The following is a 22,164-nucleotide window of genomic DNA, read 5'->3' as shown; positions in this document are numbered from 1 at the left end:
CGATTCCGGCGGCCGGAATCCAGTCCGGGGCGGGGGAGTTGAGGGCGTCACTTTCAGTGTTCACGCCTTCACTGTGGCGGCTCAGGTCTACCGTTTTCCATGTCCCGGACTTGAGGATTCGGAAGTCTGGGAACGCGCCAGTGCGCGGTGGAGTCCGTTTGAGTCCGTTTGAGTTCGGGGGTGTCCTGTATGGCCAAGGGAGACGCGAACAAGGCCGATGGCAAGGGTGAAGAACGGCCGACATCCCGGTTCATCGCCGAGATCGCGCGCCAGGTCCGGAAGGAGAAGGGACTCACCCAGGAAGCGCTGGGCAAGCTCATCGGCTACACCGGCTCGGCCGTAAGCGCCATGGAGACCGGTGCGCAGCCCGTGAGCGATCAGATGCTGGAGAGGATGGAGGAGGCGATCGGAGATGAGCGGGGCATCTTCGAGATGGCACGCAAGTACATCCGGATGGAGAAGTACCCGGTCAGGTTCGGCCAGTTCGCACCGATCGAGGCATCGGCGTACATGCTCAGCTCCTATCAGACCGTGCTGGTCGACGGGCTCTTCCAGACGGAGACCTATGCTCGCGCGGTAATCAAGGGAAGCTACCCGCCGGTGACCGAGGAGATGGCCGAGGCACTGGTCCAGAGACGCATGGCGCGCAAAGCGCTCTTCGATCGCGATCCGACTGCGATGATCCAGTTGATCGTCGATGAGTCAGTCCTGCGGCGGCCCTTCGGCAGCTGGACGGTGCAGCGTGAGCAGCTGGATTCGCTGGTGAGGGACGGGTTGCGGGATAACGTCAGCGTGCAGGTCCTGCCCCTGAACAGAGGACTGAGGGGTAGTCACGCGGGTGAACGCGGCCCGATGAAACTGGTCGAGACCAAGGATCACGATCACGTGGTCTACATGGAGAACGAAGACGAGACCATCCTCATCAGCGACCGGGCGAAGGTGGGGCAGCTTGCCCAGCGGTATGCAAAGATCCGCGCACAGGCCCTGAGTCCTGATGATTCCCTGTGCCTCATACAGCGGTTGGCGGGAGAACAGCAATGATGTCGAGCCACGGCAATGACAGCGGCGCGCGGGACTGCGTCGAGGTGGCCCACGCCTGGCGGAAGTCGAGCTACAGCGATGGCGGCGGCGGGGACTGCGTCGAGGTGGCGGACTGTGGGGACGGCCGCGCCGTCCACGTCCGGGACTCCAAGAACCCCGGGCCCACGCTCCGCCTGGCCGGCGGGGCCTGGGGGGTGTTCGCCGGGTGGGCGGCGGCGCGGCCGTAGCGGCGGCGGGGAAACGCGGAGGGGCCCGTCCGGTCTGGCGACCGGACGGGCCCCTCGTACGCACACCCCGGGGGATCAGCCCGTGAAGTAGCCGCTCAGGTCGGCGATCACGTCCACGCTGCCCGAGTGGTTGTAGAACGTCACCTTGCCGTCCACCACCGGGACCACGACCAGGTTGGAGACGGTCTGGCCGGCGGTGAAGTTGAGGTTCGACACGTTGGGACGCGTCACCCCGTACGGGTGGACGATGAGGTGTCCCGCCGTGGTCGGGTTGGTCACCGTGACGTTCAGGATGACCGCGGTCACCCCGGCCGCCGGCACTCCCTCGGTCCCGGCCACCTGGAGGCTGACGGTCCCGCCCTGGCCCACGGCCCCGGCACGGGCGCCGGTGCCGTCGCGGGTGTCCAGGAGGCGTACCGGACTGCCCGACGAGTACGTCGAGCCCGTCGCCGAGTAGTAGCCCGTGACGTCGGCGATGAGGTCGACGGAACCGGCGTTGTTGCGCAGGTCCACCTTCCCGTTCACCACCGGCACGATCACCAGGTTCGGCACGATCTGGCCGGCGGTGAAGTTGAGGTTCGACACCCCCGGAACGGTCTGGCCGTTCGGGTAGACCGTGACGTGGCCCGCGGTGGTCGGCTCGACGGCCGTCACGTTCATGACGACGGCGGTGACCCCGCTGGCCGGGACGCCCTTGACGCCGGTGACCTGGAGGCTGACGATGCCGCCGGGACCGACCCGCTGCTGCTTCGCGCCGGTGCCGTCACGCGTGTCCAGGAACCGGGACGGCGTGATCGTCTTGTACGCGGAACCGGTGTCGGCCTTGTCGGTGTAGTAGCCGGTGACGTCGGCGATGAGGTCGACGGAACCGGCGTTGTTGCGCAGGTCCACCTTCCCGTTCACGACCGACACCGTCACCAGGTTCGGGACGATCTGGCCGGCGGCGAAGTTGAGGTTGGACACCCCGGGGACGGGCCGGCCGTTCGGGTAGACCTTGACGTGGCCGGCGTGCGTCGGGTCGACGGCCGTCACGTTCATGACGACGGCGGTGACGCCGGTGGCCGGAACGCCCTTGAGACCGGCGACCTGGAGGGTGACCACGCCGCCGGGACCGACCCGCTGCTTGGTGGCGCCGGTGCCGTCACGCGTGTCCAGGAACCGGGCCGGGGTGAGCGGCACGAAGCGGGACTTCCCCGTGGTGGGGGCGGCCGTGACGGTGTACGCGTTCGGGAGGTAGCCCGGGGAGGGCACTCCGCTCGTGTAGCCGACGCCCTCGCGGACGAGGTCGTACACGCCCGGGTCCAGTGCGACCGCGTCGACCTGGACGGTGAGCGCGGTGCCCGCCGGGTTCACGGAGACCGGGGCGAGGGCCCGCTCGACGCCGTTGCCGCGGACCAGCCGCAGCTTGGTGCCGAGGGTGAGCCCGGTACCGCTGACGACGGCCTGCGACTTCGTGCCGGTGGCGCTGGCCGAGGGGCTGATGCCCGTCGGGAGCTGGTTCTGCGGGGGTGTGCAACCGCGGTCGCAGACGCCCTGCATGGAGAACTCGACGGGGGTCGTCGCCTTGCGGGGGCTGACCAGCAGGAGCGCCTGGCCGGCGGGTGCGTCGCTGCCGGTGCTGCAGCGCGTGGCGAACTGGCCCATCGTGCCGAGGCAGGTGTACTGGCGGATCTGGGCGCTCCACTCGGAGGCGCTGAGCAGGTCCGTCCAGGGGTGCTCGCCGTTGGTGGCGCTGCTGGTGCCGTAGACGTTGAAGGACTGTCCGGCCTTCATGTCGAGCACGGCGCAGTAGGCGGTCGAGGTCTCGGAGAGCACCGCGCCGCGGACCGGGAAGCCCTCGGGGGAGACCTGGTTGGCCGTGCACTCGGGGGCCCAGCCGGCCGCCGTGGCGACCTTCCAGGTGTCCACGTTCGAGTGGATCGGCTTGTCCTCGTATCCGGTGGCGGTGACCACCGCGACGTACGAGGTCGAGCCGGTGACCTGGCAGGACACGCCGTGCTGCCAGCAGGCGATCTTGCCGCTGGGGTCCACGACGACCAGCGTCGTGGTGGGCTCGTACCGCGATCCGAGGGTCCGCGAGCTGAACCACAGCTTGTCGGTGGCGGCCGCGGTGACCTTGACGCAGCGGGCGTCGAGGGCGGAGGTCAGGTCGAAGGGGGTGGACGGGCCGCCCACCTTCGTCGAGGCCGGGGTGGTGCAGTTCGCCGCCGGGGAGACGTCGCGGCGCACCAGGGTGTACGCGTCCTCGCCGCCCCAGCCGACCAGCAGGGCCGTGTACGGGACGCCCGGGGTCAGCGCGCACGACGTGGTGGTGCTGGAGTAGCCCGTCGCGCACGCCTCGTTGCCCGCCGGGTCGACCACCCGGACCGTGGCGTTCAGTTTGTTCTGGAGGTTCGTGTAGTCGAGCATCTCGGCGGCCGAGTGCTGGTCGGCGGGCAGGCTCAGGCAAGCCTGCCGGACGTCCGCCGGGAGCTGGACCCGCGCGCCCGTCGAGGCGCCGAAGGAGGTCTGCGGCCACGGCGTGCATCCCGCGGCCTCACCGGTGCGGTGGACGACCAGCCCGAACGCGCCGGGGTCGCCCGTCAGGACCACGCGGAACGGCGCGGTGCCGGTCAGCTTGCAGACGCTCTCCGGGGAACCGTCGCACTGCAGGGCGCCCGCCGCGTCGTAGACCTTCGGGGACGCGTAGGTGCCGTCGGCGGGCGGCCGGTTGAGCAGGTAGACGCCCTTGCCGGTGGCGGTCGGCAGGGTCAGGCAGTGCAGCTGCCCGTGATTGGCGAAGGTGCCGGTGACGGCGCCGGCCACCAGGCCGTTGTCGTGGGTCGCGGTGCAGCCCCGGGTCTCCTTGGGGGAGTGGAAGGCGATGCCGAACGCGCCGGCGTCGGTGTTCCGCGGGTCGACCACCCAGGTGTGGTCCCCGGGGGTCAGGTCGCAGACGCCCTCCGAGCAGCCGGTGGCGGGAGCCCCGGCGGCCGTGAAGAGGGTGCCGTACGGCACGGACCCGGCGGAGACCGGGGTGACGGAGTACCGGGCGGCCGCCGGAACGCGCAGCACGCGGCAGCGGGCGGTGGAGCCCAGGTCCGGGGAGGTCCCGTACGCCTGGGGCTCGATCACCGGGCAGCCCTCGGGCTTCGAGAGCCGGGCGGCGGTGAAGTCGTAGGACTCGGCGGCTCCGCCGCTCTGCAGGACCGACACGCGGAACGGCGCGGTGCCCGCGAGCGTGCAGTCGAGCGCGTCGCCCTCGCGGTTCAGGGAGGAGCAGAGCTCCTTGCCCGTCGCGTCGTAGACGGAGTGCAGGACGCGGTACGAGGTGGCGTAGGTCCGCAGCACGTCGTTCGCGGCGAGTGCCGGGGTGTAGCAGTCGCCGGCCGAGCCGGCGGCCAGCGAGCCCTTGAACACCGTCGGGGCGCCGAGCTTGCGGTCGGCGGGGCCGACCGGCTTGCAGGCGGTGGTGGACAGCAGCGGGGTGTACGCGACCGAGGCACCGGTCTCCGTACCGCTGTTGTTCAGGAGCGACAGCCGGTACGTGCCCGCCCCGGTGGTGGGACAGCGCAGTGCTCCGTCGGCGTTGCCGCTGCCGCGTACGTTCTCGCAGGTGACGGCGGAGCCGTCCGGCGCCGTGAGCCGGGGCCACAGCGAGCCCTGCGCGGCGACGGCCTGGATCAGGACCAGGTCCTTCTGCTGCGGCAGGTTCAGCGTGAACTCGGTCGTCGTGCTCGCCGGGACGGTGCAGTTCACGACCGTGTGCGGCGTCAGGGCCGGCGGGCAGGCGCCGGCCGGGTCGCTCGCGCGCCGCGCGCGTACGGCCGCCGCGTGGTCGGCCTTCGGGTCCGGCTTCGGTGCGGCCGCGGGGCCGGTGGGTGCCTGCGGCGCCGCGGCCGCGGCCGCCGCGGTGTCGGTGGTGGCAGGCGGTGCCGGGGCCGCGAGGGCGGACCCGGTCTGGCCGGCGGACGAGGCCAGGACCGCCAGCAGCAGGGCGCCCGAGGCGACCGCGGTGCGGCTTCTCCCCCGTCTGCTGGACATTCTTCTGCCCAGTGGCAGCAAGCTCATGAACCCCCCAGTTCAAGCAGGCCCGCGCTCCGTGATCTGCACAGGGGCTGCGGGTAGGCGGAGTTTAACGTTTCGTCTGGCTGGAAACGCACCGGGTTTCCGACGCCCCGCCGCACCCCCGCGCGAGAGCCCGGCGCACGGTGTCCGGTGCCCGGATACGCCGGAGGGGCGGGACGCGCGGTGCGCGTCCCGCCCCTCCGGGTGGGCCTGTGGGTCCGTGGGCCTGTGAGCCGGCGGCCCGGTGCTGCTAGAGGAAGGAGTTGATCTCGATCGTCTCGGTCCGGCCGGGGCCGACGCCGATCGCGGAGATCGGGGCGCCCGACATCTCCTCCAGGGCCTTGACGTACGCCTGGGCGTTCGCCGGGAGGTCCTCGAAGGTCTTGGCCTTGGTGATGTCCTCGGACCAGCCGGGGAGGTATTCGTAGATCGGCTTCGCGTGGTGGAAGTCGGTCTGCGAGTAGGGCAGCTCCTCGACGCGCTTGCCGTCGATCTCGTACGCGACGCACACCGGGATCTGCTCCCAGCCGGTCAGCACGTCCAGCTTGGTGAGGAAGAAGTCCGTCAGGCCGTTCACGCGGGTCGCGTAGCGGGCGATCGGCGCGTCGAACCAGCCGCAGCGGCGGTCACGGCCGGTGGTCACACCGCGCTCGCCGCCGATGCGGCGCAGGTCCTCGCCGTCCTTGTCGAACAGCTCGGTCGGGAACGGACCGGCGCCGACGCGGGTCGTGTATGCCTTCAGGATGCCGATGACACGGCTGATCTTCGTCGGGCCCACGCCGGTGCCGGTGCAGGCGCCGCCGGCGGTCGGGTTCGAGGAGGTGACGAAGGGGTACGTGCCGTGGTCGACGTCGAGCAGGGTGCCCTGGCCGCCCTCGAAGAGCACGACCTTGTCCTCGTCCAGCGCGTTGTTGAGGATCAGGGTGGTGTCGGCGACGTAGCCCTTGATCTGCTCCGCGTACTGGAGCATCTCCTCGACGATCGCGCCCGCTTCGATGGCGCGGCGGTTGTACAGCTTCGCGAGGAGCTGGTTCTTGCCCTCCAGCGCCGCTTCGACCTTCTGGATGAGGATCGACTCGTCGTACAGGTCCTGGACACGGATGCCGACGCGGTTGATCTTGTCCGCGTAGGTCGGGCCGATGCCGCGGCCGGTCGTACCGATCTTGCGCTTGCCGAGGAAGCGCTCGCCGACCTTGTCGAGGGTTACGTTGTACGGAGTGATCAGGTGCGCGTTGCCACTGATCAGCAGCTTGGACGTGTCGATGCCGCGCTCGTTCAGGCCGCGCAGCTCGGAGAGCAGGACGGCCGGGTCGACGACGACGCCGTTGCCGATGACAGGGGTGCATCCGGGGGAGAGGATGCCGGAGGGGAGAAGGTGCAGTGCGTACTTCTGGTCGCCGACGACGACCGTGTGGCCGGCGTTGTTGCCACCCTGGTAGCGCACTACATAGTCAACGGATCCACCGAGCAGGTCGGTGGCCTTTCCCTTGCCCTCGTCACCCCACTGAGCTCCGAGCAGCACAAGAGCGGGCACAGGCGTACACCTCTTCCGGATGGGGCATGTCCAAGGTCAGGGGGCGTACGACGATGTACACCGCAGGCTGAGCCGTCGGACCGGTACCCCGGAATAGACGAAGGCCCTGGCGCAATAGCGCAAGGGCCTCTTGCACAAAGATGCTACCCGAGGAAGGACCGAGGTGTCGGCTCCAGAGCCCACCATGAGCCATGCGGGCGCGCCGGTAGGCGGCCTGCTGGTGCTCGTCGACCCGGTCGCCCGCCGTCTTGACGGCGAGTCCGTGCGGATCGCGAAAGATGTGTTGTCAGCCGGTGCGGCGGCGAAAATCTGCCTTCCGGATTCGCAGGAGGAGTTTGCGCGGGCCCTCGCCCGCCGGGGTCATCGGCAGCCGGTGATCGTGGGCGACGACCGGGCGCTGGTCCGGGCCGTCGGGCTGCTGCACCGCGAGCGGGGGCTCGCCGGAGGGGCCGTCTCGCTGATCCCGGTGGGCCAGCCGGCCAACCTGGCGCTGGCCCGGTCGCTCGGCGTGCCCGAGTCGGCCGTCACGGCGGCGCGGGCCGTGCTCGACGGGTCGGTGCGCCTGTGCGACCTGCTGGTCGACGACAGCGACGGGGTGGTGCTGGGGGAGCTGCGGATCCCGCCGCTGCGCGCCGGGTCGGGCGCCGCCGCCCGGGGCCCCCGCGGGGCCGGGACCGGGCCGTCGGTGTGGAGCGCGTACCGGTCGCTGGTGCGGTCGCTGGTCCACCCGGTGGGCGGCGGGGGACCGGTGCCGCGCCGCCTGCGGGTGGAGGCCGACGGGGTGGTCCTGGTCGACGTGGACCGCCCGGTGGAGGACGTCTCGCTGTCGACGCGGGACGACGGCGGCCTCGCGGAGGTCGCGGTCCGGACCGCCGGGGGCGCGGGCGGCGCGGGCGCGGGCACGGTGGTGCGGGCCCGCGCCAAGACGGTGACGGTGTCCGGCGCGGACTTCCGCTACCGCGCCGACGCCACCGTGGCGGGCCCGGTGCGCCGCCGTACGTGGACCCTGCACCCCGGGGCCTGGGCCCTCACCCGGCCGCGCTGACACCCGGTGCCCCCGCGGGAACGGCACGGTCACCCCGTCCGGCCCCCGGGGGCACGGTGCGCCGGGCGGAACGCGGCCCCTGGCCCCGGCCCCTGACCCCCGCCCCTGGCCTCTGCCCCTGACCGCCGGAACGCGGCGGCCGGGGCGCTCCCGCCGGAACGCGGCGGCCGGAGCACGAAGATCAGAAGGCGACGATCAGAAGGCGACGATCAGCTCCTCCAGCCCCCGGATGACGTACCCGTCCCGCCACCGCGGCTCCTTCACGAGCCGCAGCGGCGGGACCCCGGGCGCCAGCAGCGCCCCGAAGGACGCCTCCAACTCCCGTCGTGCCAGGGGGGCTCCGAGGCAGTAGTGGATTCCGGCGCCGAAGGTCAGATGCGGATTGTCGGCCCGTACGAGGTCCAGGACGTCGGGGTCGGCGAACCGCGCCGGGTCCCGGTTCGCCGAGCCGAAGAGCAGCGCCACCTCGGCTCCGCGGGGGATGACGGTGTCACCGACCTCGATGTCGTCGAGCACCCAGCGTTCGAACATTTGTAGGGGTGTATCGAATCGCAGGAGTTCATCCACAGCTGTGGACAAGTATTTGGACGCCGCGTCCCCGGAGTGCGGACGTGCCCGGAGCTCCGCGAGCTGTTCCGGGTGCCGCAGCAGCGTCCACCAGCCGTTGGCGGTGGTGTTGACGGTCGCTTCGTGACCGGCGTTCAGCAGGAGCACGCAGGTGGAGATCATCTCCTGCTCGCTGAGGCGGCCCGCCTCGTCGTGGGCGGCGATCAGCCCGGAGATCAGATCCTCCCCGGGCCGGGCGCGCCGCTCGGCGATCAGCGCCCGCAGGTACGCGCTGAACTCCTCGCTCGCCCGCACCGCGCGCCGCGCCGTCTCCTCGTCCGGCCGCAGCTCGAACATGCCGCAGATGTCCGCCGACCAGGGCCGCAGCAGCCCCCGGTCCGCCTCCGGGATGCCGAGCAGCTCGGCGATCACCGCCACCGGAAGGGGTTCGGCGACGGCGGTGAGCAGATCCCCGCCGCCGTCCGCGACCAACTGCCCCACCAGCTCCCCCGCGAGCCGCCGCACGGCGGGGACCAGCCGCTCCACGGTCCGCGGGGTGAACGCCTTCGCCACGAGCCCGCGCACCCGCGCGTGCGCGGGGTCCTCCAGGTCCAGCAGGCCGTTGCCGTTGAGCACGTGGAACGGCTCGTGCTCCGCCGGAGGGGCCGTACGGCCGAACTCCTCGTGCGAGAACCGGTGCAGATAGGTCCGCCCCAGCCGCCGGTCCCGCAGCAGCGCGCTCACATCGGCGTAGTGCGGCACCAGCCACTGCCCGGTGGCCTCGTACCACACGGCCCGTCCCCGCTCCCGCAACTCCCGGTAGGCCGGGTACGGATCGGCGACGAACGCGGGGTCCCACGGATCAAAGCCCATCCCCGCACCCTAATGCCGTGACCGGCGCGGCAGCCGGCGCGACGGGGCGGGCCGGCTGGAGCAACCCCCGTACGGCCAGACGCGATTCCCCCTATGTGCGGGCCCTGTCCCCTGGTGGGTGCGAGGCCCCGCACCTCTCCGCTGCCTAGCCGGGCCGCACCAAGCGGGTCTCGTAGGCGAACACCGCGGCCTGTGTCCGGTCCCGGAGGCCCAGTTTGACCAGGATCCGGCTCACGTGGGTCTTGATCGTGGACTCCGCGACGACCAGCCGGTCGGCTATCTCGACGTTGGAGAGCCCCTGCGCGATCAGTACGAGCACCTCGGTCTCGCGCTCCGTCAGCTCTCCCACGCCCGCCGGGTCGGCGAGCCGCGGGCTTTCGGCGAGCTTGGAGAACTCCGCGATCAGCCGCTTGGTCACCGAGGGCGCCAGCAGCGCCTCCCCGGCCGCCACCACCCGCACCCCGTCGGCCAGCTGACGGGCCGAGGCGTCCTTGAGCAGGAACCCGGAGGCCCCGGCCCGCAGCGCCTGGTACACGTACTCGTCGAGGTCGAAGGTCGTCAGGACCAGCACCTTCGCGTCCGTGTCGGCGGCCACGATCTCCCGCGTCGCCTCCAGCCCGTTCATCAGCGGCATCCGGATGTCCATCAGCACCACGTCCGGCCGCAGCGCCGCCACCTGCGCGATGGCCTCCCGGCCGTCGACGGCCTCCCCGACCACCTCGATGCCGTCCATGGCGTTCAACAGCACCGAGAAGCCCTCGCGGACCATCATCTGGTCATCGACGATCAACACCCTGATCGTCATGGCGTCCCCGCCCCGGAGCCCCGCGCGGAGCCCGGCGCGGACGCGTCCTCGGCCGCCGACCCGTCACGGCCGCGCACCGGGATGAACACCGCCACCTCGTACCCGCCGCCGGCCGTGCCGCCGGCCGTCATCTCCCCCTCCAGCATGGCCACGCGCTCCCGCATCCCCGTGATCCCGTGCCCGGCCCCGGGCGAGGGACGGACGTCTCCCGTCGCCGCCCCGTTGACGACGCGTATCCCCAGGCCGCCGAGCACGTAGGACACCTCCACACCGGCCTGCGCACCCGGCGCGTGCCGCAGCGTGTTGCTCAGCGCCTCCTGGATGATCCGGTACGCCGACAGCTCCACGCCCTGCGGCAGCTCCCGGACCGCGCCCGTGACGGTCTTGTCCACGCTCAGCCCGGCCTCCCGCACATTCGCCAGCAGCCCGTCCAGCGAGGCCAGCGTCGGCTGCGGGGCGTCGGGGGCCTCGTAGTCCGCGGAGCGCACCACCCCGAGCACCCGCCGCAGTTCCGTCAGGGCCGCCACCGCGTTCTCCCGGATGGTGACGAACGCCGCCTCCAGCTCCGGCGGCGGATTCTTCACCCGGTACGGCGCAGCCTCCGCCTGGATCGCCACCACCGACATGTGGTGCGCCACCACGTCGTGCAGCTCGCGGGCGATCGTGGTCCGCTCCTCCAGCAGCGTCCGCTTGTCCCGCTCGACGGCCGTCACCTCCTGCTGCGCCGTCACCTCCGCCGTGGCGTGCCGGCGTATCTGGACGCTGCTCGCTATCGCCAGCGCGATGGCCGAGGCCACCGCCATCTCCGGAAGGTTCATCCCCGACCGGTTGCCGAACACCATCGCGATCACGAAACCGAGGGCGAAGGTCAGCGCCCACATCCAGGCCGCGATCCGCGGCCCGGTCCGCAGGGTCACCAGGACCAGGACGACGATGTAGGAGAAGAAGCTGCCCGGAGTCCAGGGCCAGTTCCAGGATCCGCCGAGCACGGCCAGGACCAGCGTCATCGCGACGGCCGCCCACCAGGCACCCACCGGCCGCACCAGCGTCATCAGGATCGGGATCCCGGCGATGAGTCCCGCGGCGAGCCGGCCCAGATCACCGAGGAAGGTCTGCTGGGAGCCGGCCGTGAAGATCACGGCGAAGGCGGCCAGCGCCGTCACCGCCGCGTACTGGCTCCATGGCGACTGCCTGCGTATCACTGCGGGCATCCGCCGCATGAAGCGCCCCGGGGCCGCCACCAGCGGCAGCGGCCGGTAGGCGAAGGCATCGGTGATCATGTCCTGGCGCAGGGTCGCCACTACCCCCGCTGCCATGCGGAACTCGGGTGTCCGGGCTGTCCCCCCGGCGGTCGTCTCGGTCATGCACCCCACCGTAGGTCGCCGCCCCCGTGGCCCGCGTCGCCGCTGATGGGGATATCCGGGGATCCCCCTCAAGTACTACCCGGGTCCGTCAGTAGCCCGTCGGGCGGATCAGACCCGTCTCGTACGCGAAGACGGCGGCCTGCGTCCGGTCCCGCAGGCCCAGCTTCACCAGGATGCGGCCCACATGGGTCTTCACCGTCTGCTCGGCCAGGACCAGGTGCGCGGCGATCTCCGCGTTCGACAGCCCCTGGGCGATCAGCGACAGTACCTCCGTCTCCCGCTCGGTCAGCTCGTCGATCCGCGCACGGGACGGGCCGCGGGGAGCCCCCATCCGGGAGAACTCCGTGATCAGCCGCTTCGTGATGTTCGGCGAGAGCAGCGCCTCCCCGGCCGCCACCACCCGCACCGCCTCGGCCAGCTGGTCCGCCGAGGCGTCCTTGAGCAGGAAGCCGGAGGCCCCGGCCCGCAGCGCCTCGTACACGTACTCGTCGAGGTCGAAGGTGGTGAGCACCAGCACCTTCACGGAGGCGCCCGGGACGGCGGTGATGACGGATGTGGCCTCGATGCCGCCCATGCCCGGCATGCGGATGTCCATCAGCACGACGTCCGGGGCCAGCGCGGCGACCTGGGCCACGGCATCGGCGCCGTCCACCGCCTGGCCGACCACCTCGATGTCGGGCTGGGCGTTGAGCAGCACGGTGAACCCCTGCCGGACCATCATCTGGTCGTCGGCGATCATCACCTTGATGGGGCTGGTCATGGCGGTCAGTCCTTCTTCGTGTCAGGGGCGGATCCACCGGCCGGCTGCCGCGGGTCCATCGGGAGCACGGCGCTCACCTCGTACCCGCCGCCGGGGCGCGGCCCCGCGGCCAGCTCGCCCCCCAGCATGCCCGCGCGCTCCCGCATGCCCAACAGCCCGTGTCCCGCGCCCGGGGAGGACGGGACGGGGCGCGTCGGCGCGGTGTTGGCGACGCACAGGTGCAGCTCGTGCGGCCCGTAGGCGATGCCGACCTCGACCTGTGAGCCGGGCGCGTGGCGCAGGCAGTTGCTCAGGGCCTCCTGCACGATCCGGTACGCGGTCAGCTCGACGCCGGGGGTCAGCGGCCGCCGGAGGCCCGCGATCTCGGTGGTGACGTCCAGCCCGGCCCCCCGCACGTTGTCCACGAGACCGTCCAGCTCGTCGAGGGTCGGCTGCGGATGGTGCGGGTTCGCGGGATCCTCCGGATCCTCGGAACGCAGGACGCCCAGCACCCGGCGCAGCTCGGTCAGGGCCTCCAGGGCGTTCTCCCGGATGCCGGACAGGTTCTCCCTCAGTTCCTCGGACGGGTTCTCCACGAGGTGCGGGGCGACCTGGGCCTGGATGGAGATCACCGACATGTGGTGCGCGACCACGTCGTGGAGCTCGCGGGCGATCCGGCTGCGCTCCTCCAGCAGGGTGCGCCGGGCGCGTTCCTCCTCGGTGAGGGTCTCCTGCTCCACGAGTTTCCCGCGGGCCAGCCGCAGCGCGCGCAGCGCGTAGCCGAGGAGGCCGGCGAAGCCGAAGAGAAGTGCGGCCCCCACGAAGGTGCTCTGGCCGTTCACCGGTTTGAAGAGCGCCTCGGTCAGGGCGGTGTAGCCGAGCGAGACGCCGACGACCGCGATGGTGACCCTGGGCGGTACCCGGAGGGCGGCCAGGAGGATCAGCGGCGCGAAGGCGAACAGTCCGCCGGGCGTCCAGGGCCAGGTCGCCCCGGGCCCCAGGGGGAGGGGGATCGTCCAGGCGATCAGGGCCGCGGCCACCAGCCCGAGCCACCAGGCGGCGATCGGACGGAACAGCGCCAGTCCGATGGCCAGACCGGTCAGGACCGCCTGGAAGAACGCGAGGTCGCCGCTGACCTGGTAGGGGTCGAAGAGCTGCGTCGCCGTGAGGAGGCCGAACAACACGGCCGCGAGCACGACGAGCACGTGCGGCAGCCGGGCCAGCCAGCGCGGCCGCGACATCCGGGGAAGCGGGTCCCGGCGCAGGGTGAACAGCTCCCGCGGCACCCCCCGCCAGGTGGTGTCCCCCAGGACGGGGGCAGGGAGCGGCGGTTCGGCCGGGGACGGGGGCTTCGGAGTCACAGGGGTCACCCTAGGCACCGGTCGCCTCCTTGACGGGGTCCGGACAAGCACCGTCCGTCCGCCGCGCGGCAGCCGGGCCGGACCCGGCCACCCGGGCGGCCCGCGGCGGCCGGGACGCCCGCTCGGCCTCCGATGCCCGCTCGGCCCCCGATGCCCGCCGGGGCGGGGACGGCAGCGGGGTCGTCCGGGGTGAGCGTCGCGACCGGGGTCGCTCGTACGCGCGGAACGCGGACCAGCACACCGCCAGCGCGGCGGCGAACACCGGCAGCCACAACAGCCGGGCGGCCATCCAGCCCACCGAGCCGGGCACCGTGTGCAGCCCGGGCAGGTCGGCCGGGACCAGCAGCCCTACGGCGGTGACAGCGATCATGGCGGTCTGGTGCCAGAGGAAGACCGTCATGGCGGACAGGTTCACCAGGGCCACCTTCGCCCAGGCCCGCGGCCGGCACATGGCCCGGGCCAGCGGCTCGCGGACCAGCAGCGCCAGCCCGCACTGGGCCAGACCGAAGGCCACGCAGGCGAGCGTCGGCGGGTTCAGGTTCGACACCGCGGCGCCGGGAACACCCACCATCGACGCCGGGTACCCGCCCCAGAACACCAGCGAGGCGGTGGCGGCGGCCCCGCCGCAGAGCAGGAGCAACGCCGGCCCGCGCCGGGCGAACGCCCCCCGGGACCACGCGGCGCCCACGGCGTACGGCACGAGCCAGCCGGCGGCCACGTTGACCCAGCCGATCGCCCCGGGCCCGCCGGAGCCGAACCGCCACACGTCGACGCCGGCCACCACGGCCAGCGGCCAGAGCGGGTTCAGCCGCGCCACCAGCGGGGTCACGGCGGTCAGCGCGGCGAACACCAGCAGGAACCACAGCGGCGACAGCACCAGCGTGACCAGCGTCCGCACGGTGTCCAGCGGCACCCCGCCGAGGAGCATCGCACCCGCGGCCACGGTCCACAGGACCAGTACCGCGGCGACCGGACGGAACAGCCTGCCCAGCCGCTGCCCGACCCAGGTGCCGTACGGGATCCCCCGCGCCCGGGCCGACGCGTACCCGCCCGCGGCGACATGGCCGCCGACGAGGAAGAAGACGGCGAGGGTCTGGAACACCCAGGACACCGGGGCCAGCCAGGGCATGTACGCCAGCGGACTCGTGCCGCTCAGACCGCCGTTGGCGGTGGTCAGGGCGGTGACCAGCCAGTGGCCGAGCACCACGCCGACGATTGCCAGGGCCCGCAGCGCGTCCACGGCGCGGTCCCGCCCGGCCGGGGTGGCACCGTCGACACGGTCCGCCAGGACGGACCGGCGGGAGCGGAGGCTACGCACGGGGCACCCCCGGAGCAGACACGGTGGCGGCGGTGGCGCCGGTGCCGCCGCGGGTGCCGAGGACGATGGCGGCCAGGCTGTCGAGGGACTCGGTGCCGGGCTTGAGGTAGTCGCTGTGCCCGGCGGAGCCGGCGGCGAAGGGCCGGGCCCCGAAGGCCGGGTCGACCGGATCGGCGCCGAAGCCGACCCCGGCGACCCGCACGTGCGGAACGCCGCCGATCCAGTCGCCGGTGCCCCGGCCGGCCCACACCCGGGCCCCGGTCGGCAGGTCGCCGGCGGAGTCGGCCCCCGTGCCCGGGCTGCCGAACAGGGCCACATCGGTGACCCCCGGCCCGGTGGCGGTCCGGGCACAGACCACGGACCCGTAGGAGTGGCACAGCAGGGAGATCCGGGCATCCGGGCCCGACAGCCCCCGCAGCCGGTCCAGGAAGGACCGCAGTTCGACGGCGGCCTCGTCCGCCCGTCGGGTGGTGAGGACGGTGGCGCTGACCGTGCCCGGAGTGTCGTACCCGAGCCAGGCGACCACGGCCGAGCGCGGGTGCTCGGCCTGGAGGCGCTGCCGAAGGGCGACGGCCCCGGCGCGGAACCGCTGGTAGGTGTCGAGCGTGGTGTCCGACCCGGGCACGAGCACGGTGACGCGGTCGGCGCCCTCCAGGCTGCCGAACACCTCGACGGCACGCCCCTTCCCACGGCCGTCGAACGCGAGGAACCGGGCCGCACCGCCCGCCTCCATGGCACGGAGCTTCGCGCCCCGGCCCGTGCGGCCGGCGCCCCGGGCCGTACGGGCCGCCTCGGCGAGGTTGGCGAGGTTGGCGGCGTACCGCCCCTCGGCGGGGGCGTCCCGCGCGAACACCACGGGCGGCGGGGCGGGTACATCGGGGGAGGCCGCGGCGGTGACGGGTATCGCGACGGCGGAGGCGACCAGGGCGGCCAGCGCCGTGCGCCACACCCGCCCGCCGGCCCGCCCACCCGCCCGCACGGCCCCGGCGACGCCCCCCGCGCCCGCCGTACCCGCCGCTCCCGAAGTCCTGCCCGCTGTACCCGTCGTCCCCGCCATCGTCTGTTCCTTCGGTCCGGAAGAGCCGTCCCCGCCCCTCTCCGTTCCGAAGTTAGAAATCCAGGCCCGTGGTTCGCGTCCCGCTGCGGAGCCGTGTTCGTACGTGGCTCTCAGGTATGACAGGGGTGACACGAGAGGCCAGTTGAGGCGAGTCACGGCGAGTCGAGCCGAGTCACGGCGAGCGGGGACGAGTTGCGGCGGCCGACCGCCCGGCCGCCCGGCCGACCGGCCGACCGGCCGACACGGCGCCCGGCCGTTCGTTAGGGTCTCGTCATGATCGATACCGCGTGGCGCCACGACCGCATCAACAGCGCGCACCGGGGAGAGAACCCCACCGTCCTCCGCCGCCTCGACACGGGCTTCGCCGTGATCGGCGACCGGCAGTTCCTGCCCGGGTACTCGGTGCTGCTGACCGACGACCCCGCCGTCACCCGGCTCTCCGACCTGCCACGGGCGCGCAGGATCGCGTACCTCTCCGACATGGAGCGCCTCGCCGAGGCCGTCGAGCTGGCCTGCCGCCGGCTCGACCCGGCCTTCCGCCGCGTGAACATCGAGATCCTGGGCAACACCGACCCGTACCTCCACGCCCACATCTGGCCCCGCTACGACTGGGAGCCCGACGGCCTCGTCCGGATGCCGGTCTGGCTGTACGACCGGGAGGCGTACTGGCGCGGCGAGGAACACGCCCTGGCCGCCCGCCACGACGGCCTGCGCGCCGCGATCGGGGAGGAGCTGGACCGGCTCGGCGCCGCCTGAGGCAGCGGGCGGCTCAGTCCGCGACCAGGGGCTCCACGTACCCCGCCCGCCAGCGCGGTGCGGGGTCCTGACCGGGGCTGGTCCAGTACTCCCTCGCGCCCACGATCTCCCCGTCCCGTACGGTCCACAGGGAAACGGCCCGGTAGACGACGTGGTCCTGAGGTATCTCCACCTCGGTGACGACGAGGTCCCCGTCCGCCAGGATGCGCAGCAGTTCCACCGGTCTCTCGTCCGCATAGCCGTCGTCACTGTTCACGGCGATGAAGTTGGCACGCCCCACGATGCGCTCACCGCTCACGGGCCATTCGATGACCGCGTCCTCGGCGATGAGCTTGGCCACCCCGTCCCAGTCGCGTGCCTCGATCCGCTCCCACAGTTGTGCCACTACGTTCAACGGCTCCATGTGCGGCAGTGTCCGACGCCGCCGTCATACGTAACAAGCTCTGCTTGCAGGCTTATTGACTTCGACACAATTCGGTGATGCTCACTGTTCGCGATAGGTCAGCGGCGGACTGTCGCTGCCGACCAGCTCCCGCTGGAGGCTTCCGCCGGGCAGCAGCCGCAGTCGGCTCCACCCGCCGGGCGCGCAGGTCACCGGGTCGCCCGAGGTGACGGTGGAGCCGTCCAGCTCCACCGGTTCGGAGGCGCTGCGCAGGGGCGCCTCCCAGGAACAGGCGAAGGCGGGGTCCCGTACGGAGAGGGACATCACGGTGTCGCCGACCGAGCCGGGAGCGAGGGTGAGCTGCCACGTCTGGGTGCCGTTGGTGGCGCGCCAGGTGCCGAGGTAGGCGTCCGGGAGGCGGCCGGCGGCGGCGGAGGCCCCGGCCCCGGACGCGCCCGCCGCGGCGGGCGCGTCCGCCGCGGCGGCGGGGTCTGAGGGTGCGGCCGGGTCCGACGGCGCGGCGACGGTGGGCGTACGGGTAGTGCTGCCGGGCGCCCGTACGCCCTGGTCCCCGCTCATCACGGCGTACACCGTGCCGCCCGCCGAGACCGCGACGACCGCGGCCACCGCGAGGAGGAAGGCGGTGGACGCGGTCCGGGGACGCGGGGCCGGTTCCGCCCGGGGCGGCCCGTACGCGGGGTGGCCGGTCGGCGGCGTCCCGGCGCCGTAACGCGTCGGCAGCGTCGACGGGTGGAGCGGTGGCGGGGGCGCCGGGAGCCGGGGCGGCGCCGGTCGGGGCGCCGCGCCGTTGCCGCCCGGGTGGGGCGCCGGGGACGGGAGCCCGTACGGGGCCGGATACGGCGGGTGATACGGCTGATAGGGCTGATACGGCGGAACGTACGGGGGCGGGGCAGGGGCAGGGGCCGGGGGCACGGGCTCCGGTTCCGGCTCCGCGCGGTCCGGGCCGGCGTCCTCGCGGTCCAGGAGTTGTACGGCGTGCCGCCCGAGCTGGGCCACCAACGGGCCCGGAAGCCACGGTTCCAGGGCCCTTCCGTCGGCCACGGTGTCGCCCGCGCCGACCCGGGCCAGCACCTCCGCGGGCCCCGGCCGCTCGGCGGGGTTCCGGCGCAGGCAGTCCCGTACGAGGTCGTGGAGGTCCGCCGGTACGCCGGTCAGGTCCGGCTCGGCCTCGGTGATGCGCAGCAGCAGCGCGGCCATGCCGCCGGGCCGCTCGCTGTCGCCGAACGGGAGCCGGCCGGTGGCGGCGTACGCGAGGACCGCGCCGAGGCAGAAGACGTCGCAGGCGGCGGTGACCGGAACGCCGTTGATCTGTTCGGGGGCCATGAACCCGGGGGAGCCGATGAGTTCGCCGGTCCGGGTCAGACCGGCGTCGGGCTCGGCCGGGGCGCGGGCGATGCCGAAGTCGATGACGCGGGGGCCGTCGAGGGTGAGCAGGACGTTCGAGGGCTTCAGGTCACGGTGTATGAGCCCGGCGCGGTGGATGTCCTGGAGGGCGTACGCGAGGCCCGCGGCGAGGATCCGTACGGAACGCCCCGGCAGCGGGCCGAAGTCGCCGGCGACGGCCTGGCGGAGGCTGGGGCCGGCGATGTAGCCGGTGGCGAACCAGGGGGTCGGGGCCTCGGTGTCGGCGTCGAGCACCGGGGCCGTCCACTCACCGCCGACGCGGCGGGCGGCGGCGACCTCCTGGCGGAACCGGATCCGGAACTCCTCGCGGGCGGCGAGCTCGGGGTGCACGAGCTTGACGGCGACGGTGCGGCCGCGGTCGGACCGCGCCAGGTAGACCTGGCCCATGCCGCCGGCGCCGAGGCGGGACAGCAGGCGGTACGGGCCGATGCGGTGCGGGTCGTGCGGGTGCAGTTGCTCCATGGCCGGGTGGCCCCTCCCCCTGGACTGGCCGTGGATCCGAGCCTAGTGGGGCGGGCTTCGGCGGGGGGCCGGAACGCGAGGTCCCGGCGGGCCGGTCCCCGCACCCCTGCGCGGCGGCCCGGCTGCCGGGCTCTGCCCGGACCCGCGCCTCAAACGCCGGCGGGGCTGGAGGGGGCGTGCCTTTGGCCCCGGCGGGGCTGGTGGGGCCGCGCCTCCGGTGTCGGGGGTGGGGTGGGCCCGTACCGGTTGTGCGCCGGGGCCGTCGGGCTCTGCCCGCACCCGCGCCTCAAACGCCGGCGGGGCTGGAGGGGCTGGTGGGGCCGCGCCGCAAGCCGGGGTGGCCCCGGCGGGGCCTGTTCGTCAGGGGTGGGTGGGATCCGGGAGGGTGTCCAGGGCTGCGGTCAGGCGTTCCAGGACGCGTACCGTCTCCGCGAAGGCGTCGTCGCCCAGCGCGTCCGCCAGCCGGTTCGCCAGTGCCGCGTGGCCCGGGGCGATGCGGGAGATCGCCGCGCGGCCGGTTTCCGTCGGGCGGAGCAGTTTCGCCCTGCGGTGCGCCGGGTTCGGGGCGTACTCCGCGAGCCCCTTGTCCGCCAGCAGGTCCGCGATGCGCTGGACGCTCTGCCGGGTGATGCCCATGGTCCGCGCTATCCCCGAGACGGGCAGCGGCTCCCGGAGCACGGCCCCCAGCACCTGCCACCACGCGGCCGTCAGCCCGGCCGGCCGGGCCAGTTCCTCCGAGAGGGCGAGGAACTGGCCGTTCAGCCGGAACACCTCCAGCGCGGTGCTGCTCAGCAGGTCCTGCCGGGCGCGGTCGGGCCGGGCCGGTATGCCTGCGGCCGCCTCGGACGGCGGGCTCGTCGCCAGGTCAGGCATTGCCGGCCGCCGCGGCCGCCATCAGCACCGGGTAGGCGCTCGCGTCCGAGTCGCGGAACAGGCGGTACCAGGCGTCCAGGACGTCCGGCTCGTAGACGTCGAGCCGTGCGAAGACCTCGCGCGCGAAGGCCACCGGGTCCGTCGGGCCCGCCGTGATCAGGTCGCCGTCCGTGACCGCGTCGGCGTCGACGTAGTGCTCCGCGCCGCCGTAGCCCGGCTGCTCCGCCAGGTAGAAGGAGACGGCGCTCGTGTGGGTCCGGCCGTCCAGCAGGCCCTCCCGGGCGAGGCCGGCGGTGGCCCCGCAGATCGCCGCGACCGGCACTCCGGCGGCCAGGAACTCGCGGGCCTTCGCCGCGAACGGGGCGAGCTCCTCGCCCGAGTCCCACAGTTCGGCGCCGGTGAGGATCAGCAGCGAGGAGTCCTCCGGTCGCAGTTCCGCCAGCGCCAGGTCAGGCTGGATGCGGACACCGCCCATGGTGGTGACCGGCTCCCCGGCGGCCGTGCCGACCGTACGGACCTGGTGGCCGCGCTGGGTCAGGTGCGCGGTGGTGTAGCCGGTCTCCCAGTCGGCGTACGTGTCGTAGACCGCGAGGTGGACGGGCTTACGGGGGGTCTCGCTCATGGTGCTCGCCTCCAACATCGTTTCCGGTGGCGAACGCGAGGGGCGATGTTCCGTCCGCCTCGTTTCCGGCACCGACTTGCTATGACAATAGACTGTCATAAAGGCAGCATGCTGTCAATCGCACACTCGGCCGGATCCGCCGCCCAAGCCCGCCGCCCAAGCCCGCGGCCGCGAGCCCGCCCCCGCCCCGCCCCTTCCCGGACGCCCCGGTGGGCGCCTCCGCGCAGACAGACTGCCGAGACCTGCCCCCCACCCCCATACAGTCCGCCGATATCCCTCCCCACCTGCGCACTTCTAGCGTGGCGCCATGACCCCTCATGCCTCCCCGCACACCCTTGCCGCCGTGAAGGACGCCGACCGGAAGCACGTCTTCCATTCCTGGTCCGCCCAGGCCCTCATCGACCCGCTCGCCGTGGCCGGGGCCGAGGGCTCGTACTTCTGGGACTACGAGGGCAAGCGCTTCCTCGACTTCTCCTCCCAGCTGGTCAACACGAACATCGGCCACCAGCACCCCAAGGTCGTCGCCGCCGTCCAGGAGCAGGCCGCCCGGCTCTGCACCCTGGCCCCGGGCTTCGCCGTCGACGTCCGCTCCGAGGCCGCACGCCTCATCGCGGAGCGCACCCCCGGCGACCTCGACAAGATCTTCTTCACCAACGGCGGCGCCGAGGCCGTCGAGAACGCCGTCCGCATGGCCCGGCTGCACACCGGCCGCCAGAAGGTGATGTCCACCTACCGCTCCTACCACGGGGCCACCGCCGCCGCGATCAACCTGACCGGCGACCCGCGCCGCTGGCCCTCCGACACCGCCGCCGCGGGCGTCGTGCACTTCTGGGGCCCGTACCTCTACCGCTCCGCCTTCCACGCCACCACCGAGGCCGAGGAGTGCGCGCGCGCCCTCACCCACCTCGCCGACACGATCGCCTTCGAGGGGCCGCAGACCATCGCGGCGATCATCCTGGAGAGCGTCCCCGGCACCGCCGGGATCATGACCCCGCCCGCCGGGTACCTCGCGGGCGTGCGCGAGCTCTGCGACCGCCACGGCATCGTCTTCATCCTCGACGAGGTCATGTCCGGCTTCGGCCGGACCGGCGCGTGGTTCGCCGCCGACCACTGGGGCGTCACCCCCGACCTCATCTGCTTCGCCAAGGGCGTGAACAGCGGCTACGTGCCGCTCGGCGGCGTCGCCATCTCCGCCGCCATCGCCGAGACCTTCGCCACGCGTCCCTACCCGGGCGGGCTCACGTACTCCGGCCACCCCCTGGCCTGCGCCGCCGCCGTCGCCACGATCAACGCGATGGAGGAGGAGGGCGTCGTCGCGCACGCCGCCCACCTCGGGGAGAACGTGATCGGCCCGGCGCTCGCCGAGATCGCCGAGCGGCACCCGTCGGTCGGCGAGGTGCGGGGGCTGGGCGCCTTCTGGGCGCTGGAGCTCGTACGGGACGAGGAGACGCGCGAGCCGCTCGTCCCCTACAACGCGGCCGGGGCCGACAACGCGCCCATGGCCGAGTTCGCGGCCGCCTGCAAGGCGTCGGGCCTGTGGCCCTTCGTCAACATGAACCGCACGCACGTGGTCCCCCCGTGCACCATCTCCGAGGCCGAGGCCAAGGAGGGACTGGCCCTGCTCGACGAGGCGCTGACGGTGGCCGACCGGCACACCACGGGGGCGTCCGCATAACGGGCCCTAAAT

General features: G+C 73.1%; 18 protein-coding genes. 5 read left to right on the top strand and 13 right to left on the bottom strand.

Features of this window, described 5'->3' with window-relative positions; genetic code table 11:
* Nucleotides 1–189 precede the first annotated feature (189 nt).
* The gene (locus ABT106_RS10125) at nucleotides 190–1,041 is read left to right on the top strand and encodes a helix-turn-helix domain-containing protein (RefSeq protein WP_351274939.1); all 852 of its coding nucleotides are present in this window, start codon (nucleotides 190–192) and stop codon (nucleotides 1,039–1,041) included.
* Nucleotides 1,038–1,268, top strand: a complete 231-nt coding sequence (locus ABT106_RS10120; protein WP_351274937.1) for a DUF397 domain-containing protein — start codon at nucleotides 1,038–1,040, stop codon at nucleotides 1,266–1,268. The genes ABT106_RS10125 and ABT106_RS10120 overlap by 4 nt, the downstream gene beginning before the upstream one ends.
* Before the next feature lie 75 nt (nucleotides 1,269–1,343).
* Here ABT106_RS10120 and ABT106_RS10115 read toward each other — a convergent pair whose 3' ends face one another.
* Entirely contained in the window at nucleotides 1,344–5,291 is a 3,948-nt protein-coding gene (locus ABT106_RS10115; protein ID WP_351274935.1) for a hypothetical protein, read from the bottom strand.
* A gap of 274 nt (nucleotides 5,292–5,565) precedes the next feature.
* Nucleotides 5,566–6,849, bottom strand: a complete 1,284-nt coding sequence (locus tag ABT106_RS10110) for an adenylosuccinate synthase (protein WP_351274933.1) — start codon at nucleotides 6,847–6,849, stop codon at nucleotides 5,566–5,568.
* A gap of 184 nt (nucleotides 6,850–7,033) precedes the next feature.
* Here ABT106_RS10110 and ABT106_RS10105 point away from each other — a divergent pair, with 184 nt between their 5' ends.
* Entirely contained in the window at nucleotides 7,034–7,894 is an 861-nt protein-coding gene (locus ABT106_RS10105) for a diacylglycerol kinase family protein (protein WP_351274983.1), read from the top strand.
* A 195-nt stretch (nucleotides 7,895–8,089) separates the two neighbouring features.
* On the opposite strand, the gene ABT106_RS10100 is transcribed toward ABT106_RS10105, so the two are convergent.
* The 7 genes from ABT106_RS10100 to ABT106_RS10070 all read right to left on the bottom strand — a co-directional run bounded on the left by ABT106_RS10100 (nucleotide 8,090) and on the right by ABT106_RS10070 (nucleotide 15,957).
* Nucleotides 8,090–9,313 carry a cytochrome P450 gene (locus ABT106_RS10100; protein ID WP_351274931.1) on the bottom strand — a complete coding sequence of 408 codons (1,224 nt, stop codon included), beginning with the start codon at nucleotides 9,311–9,313 and terminating at the stop codon, nucleotides 8,090–8,092.
* Between the two features lie 145 nt (nucleotides 9,314–9,458).
* Nucleotides 9,459–10,118, bottom strand: coding sequence for a response regulator (locus ABT106_RS10095; protein ID WP_351274929.1), 660 nt, complete (start codon nucleotides 10,116–10,118; stop codon nucleotides 9,459–9,461).
* Entirely contained in the window at nucleotides 10,115–11,482 is a 1,368-nt protein-coding gene (locus ABT106_RS10090) for a sensor histidine kinase (RefSeq protein WP_351274927.1), read from the bottom strand. Before ABT106_RS10090 ends, ABT106_RS10095 begins: the two co-directional genes overlap by 4 nt.
* An 88-nt stretch (nucleotides 11,483–11,570) precedes the next feature.
* Nucleotides 11,571–12,242, bottom strand: coding sequence for a response regulator (locus ABT106_RS10085; protein ID WP_351274925.1), 672 nt, complete (start codon nucleotides 12,240–12,242; stop codon nucleotides 11,571–11,573).
* Between the two features lie 5 nt (nucleotides 12,243–12,247).
* Nucleotides 12,248–13,582: a histidine kinase gene (locus ABT106_RS10080; protein WP_351274923.1), complete on the bottom strand. Its 1,335-nt coding sequence runs from the start codon at nucleotides 13,580–13,582 to the stop codon at nucleotides 12,248–12,250.
* Nucleotides 13,583–13,592: 10 nt separating this feature from the next.
* Nucleotides 13,593–14,900, bottom strand: a complete 1,308-nt coding sequence (locus tag ABT106_RS10075; RefSeq protein WP_351274921.1) for an acyltransferase family protein — start codon at nucleotides 14,898–14,900, stop codon at nucleotides 13,593–13,595.
* Nucleotides 14,893–15,957, bottom strand: coding sequence for an alpha/beta hydrolase (locus ABT106_RS10070; RefSeq protein WP_351274919.1), 1,065 nt, complete (start codon nucleotides 15,955–15,957; stop codon nucleotides 14,893–14,895). The genes ABT106_RS10075 and ABT106_RS10070 overlap by 8 nt, the downstream gene beginning before the upstream one ends.
* A gap of 273 nt (nucleotides 15,958–16,230) precedes the next feature.
* Between ABT106_RS10070 and ABT106_RS10065 the strand changes: the two genes are divergently transcribed.
* Nucleotides 16,231–16,713 (top strand): HIT family protein, encoded by a 483-nt coding sequence (locus ABT106_RS10065; protein WP_351274917.1) that lies wholly within the window; start codon nucleotides 16,231–16,233, stop codon nucleotides 16,711–16,713.
* 13 nt (nucleotides 16,714–16,726) lie between these two features.
* On the opposite strand, the gene ABT106_RS10060 is transcribed toward ABT106_RS10065, so the two are convergent.
* The 4 genes from ABT106_RS10060 to ABT106_RS10045 form a co-directional block, all read right to left on the bottom strand.
* The gene (locus ABT106_RS10060; protein ID WP_351274915.1) at nucleotides 16,727–17,116 is read right to left on the bottom strand and encodes a nuclear transport factor 2 family protein; all 390 of its coding nucleotides are present in this window, start codon (nucleotides 17,114–17,116) and stop codon (nucleotides 16,727–16,729) included.
* A gap of 81 nt (nucleotides 17,117–17,197) precedes the next feature.
* Nucleotides 17,198–18,982 (bottom strand): serine/threonine-protein kinase, encoded by a 1,785-nt coding sequence (locus ABT106_RS10055; RefSeq protein ID WP_351274913.1) that lies wholly within the window; start codon nucleotides 18,980–18,982, stop codon nucleotides 17,198–17,200.
* Nucleotides 18,983–19,342: 360 nt separating this feature from the next.
* On the bottom strand, nucleotides 19,343–19,855 hold the full coding sequence (locus ABT106_RS10050; RefSeq protein ID WP_351274911.1) for a MarR family winged helix-turn-helix transcriptional regulator: 513 nt from the start codon (nucleotides 19,853–19,855) through the stop codon (nucleotides 19,343–19,345).
* Nucleotides 19,848–20,477, bottom strand: coding sequence for a type 1 glutamine amidotransferase family protein (locus tag ABT106_RS10045; protein ID WP_351274909.1), 630 nt, complete (start codon nucleotides 20,475–20,477; stop codon nucleotides 19,848–19,850). Before ABT106_RS10045 ends, ABT106_RS10050 begins: the two co-directional genes overlap by 8 nt.
* Before the next feature lie 307 nt (nucleotides 20,478–20,784).
* Between ABT106_RS10045 and ABT106_RS10040 the strand changes: the two genes are divergently transcribed.
* Entirely contained in the window at nucleotides 20,785–22,152 is a 1,368-nt protein-coding gene (locus ABT106_RS10040) for an aspartate aminotransferase family protein (RefSeq protein WP_351274907.1), read from the top strand.
* Nucleotides 22,153–22,164: the final 12 nt, after the last annotated feature.

The sequence above is a fragment of the Streptomyces sp. NPDC002044 genome (genome assembly GCF_040296725.1).
Taxonomy (GTDB): Bacteria; Actinomycetota; Actinomycetes; order Streptomycetales; family Streptomycetaceae; genus Streptomyces; species Streptomyces antarcticus.
The sequence above is the reverse complement of the archived record's forward strand: the minus strand, read 5'-3'. Positions and strand labels throughout refer to the sequence as shown.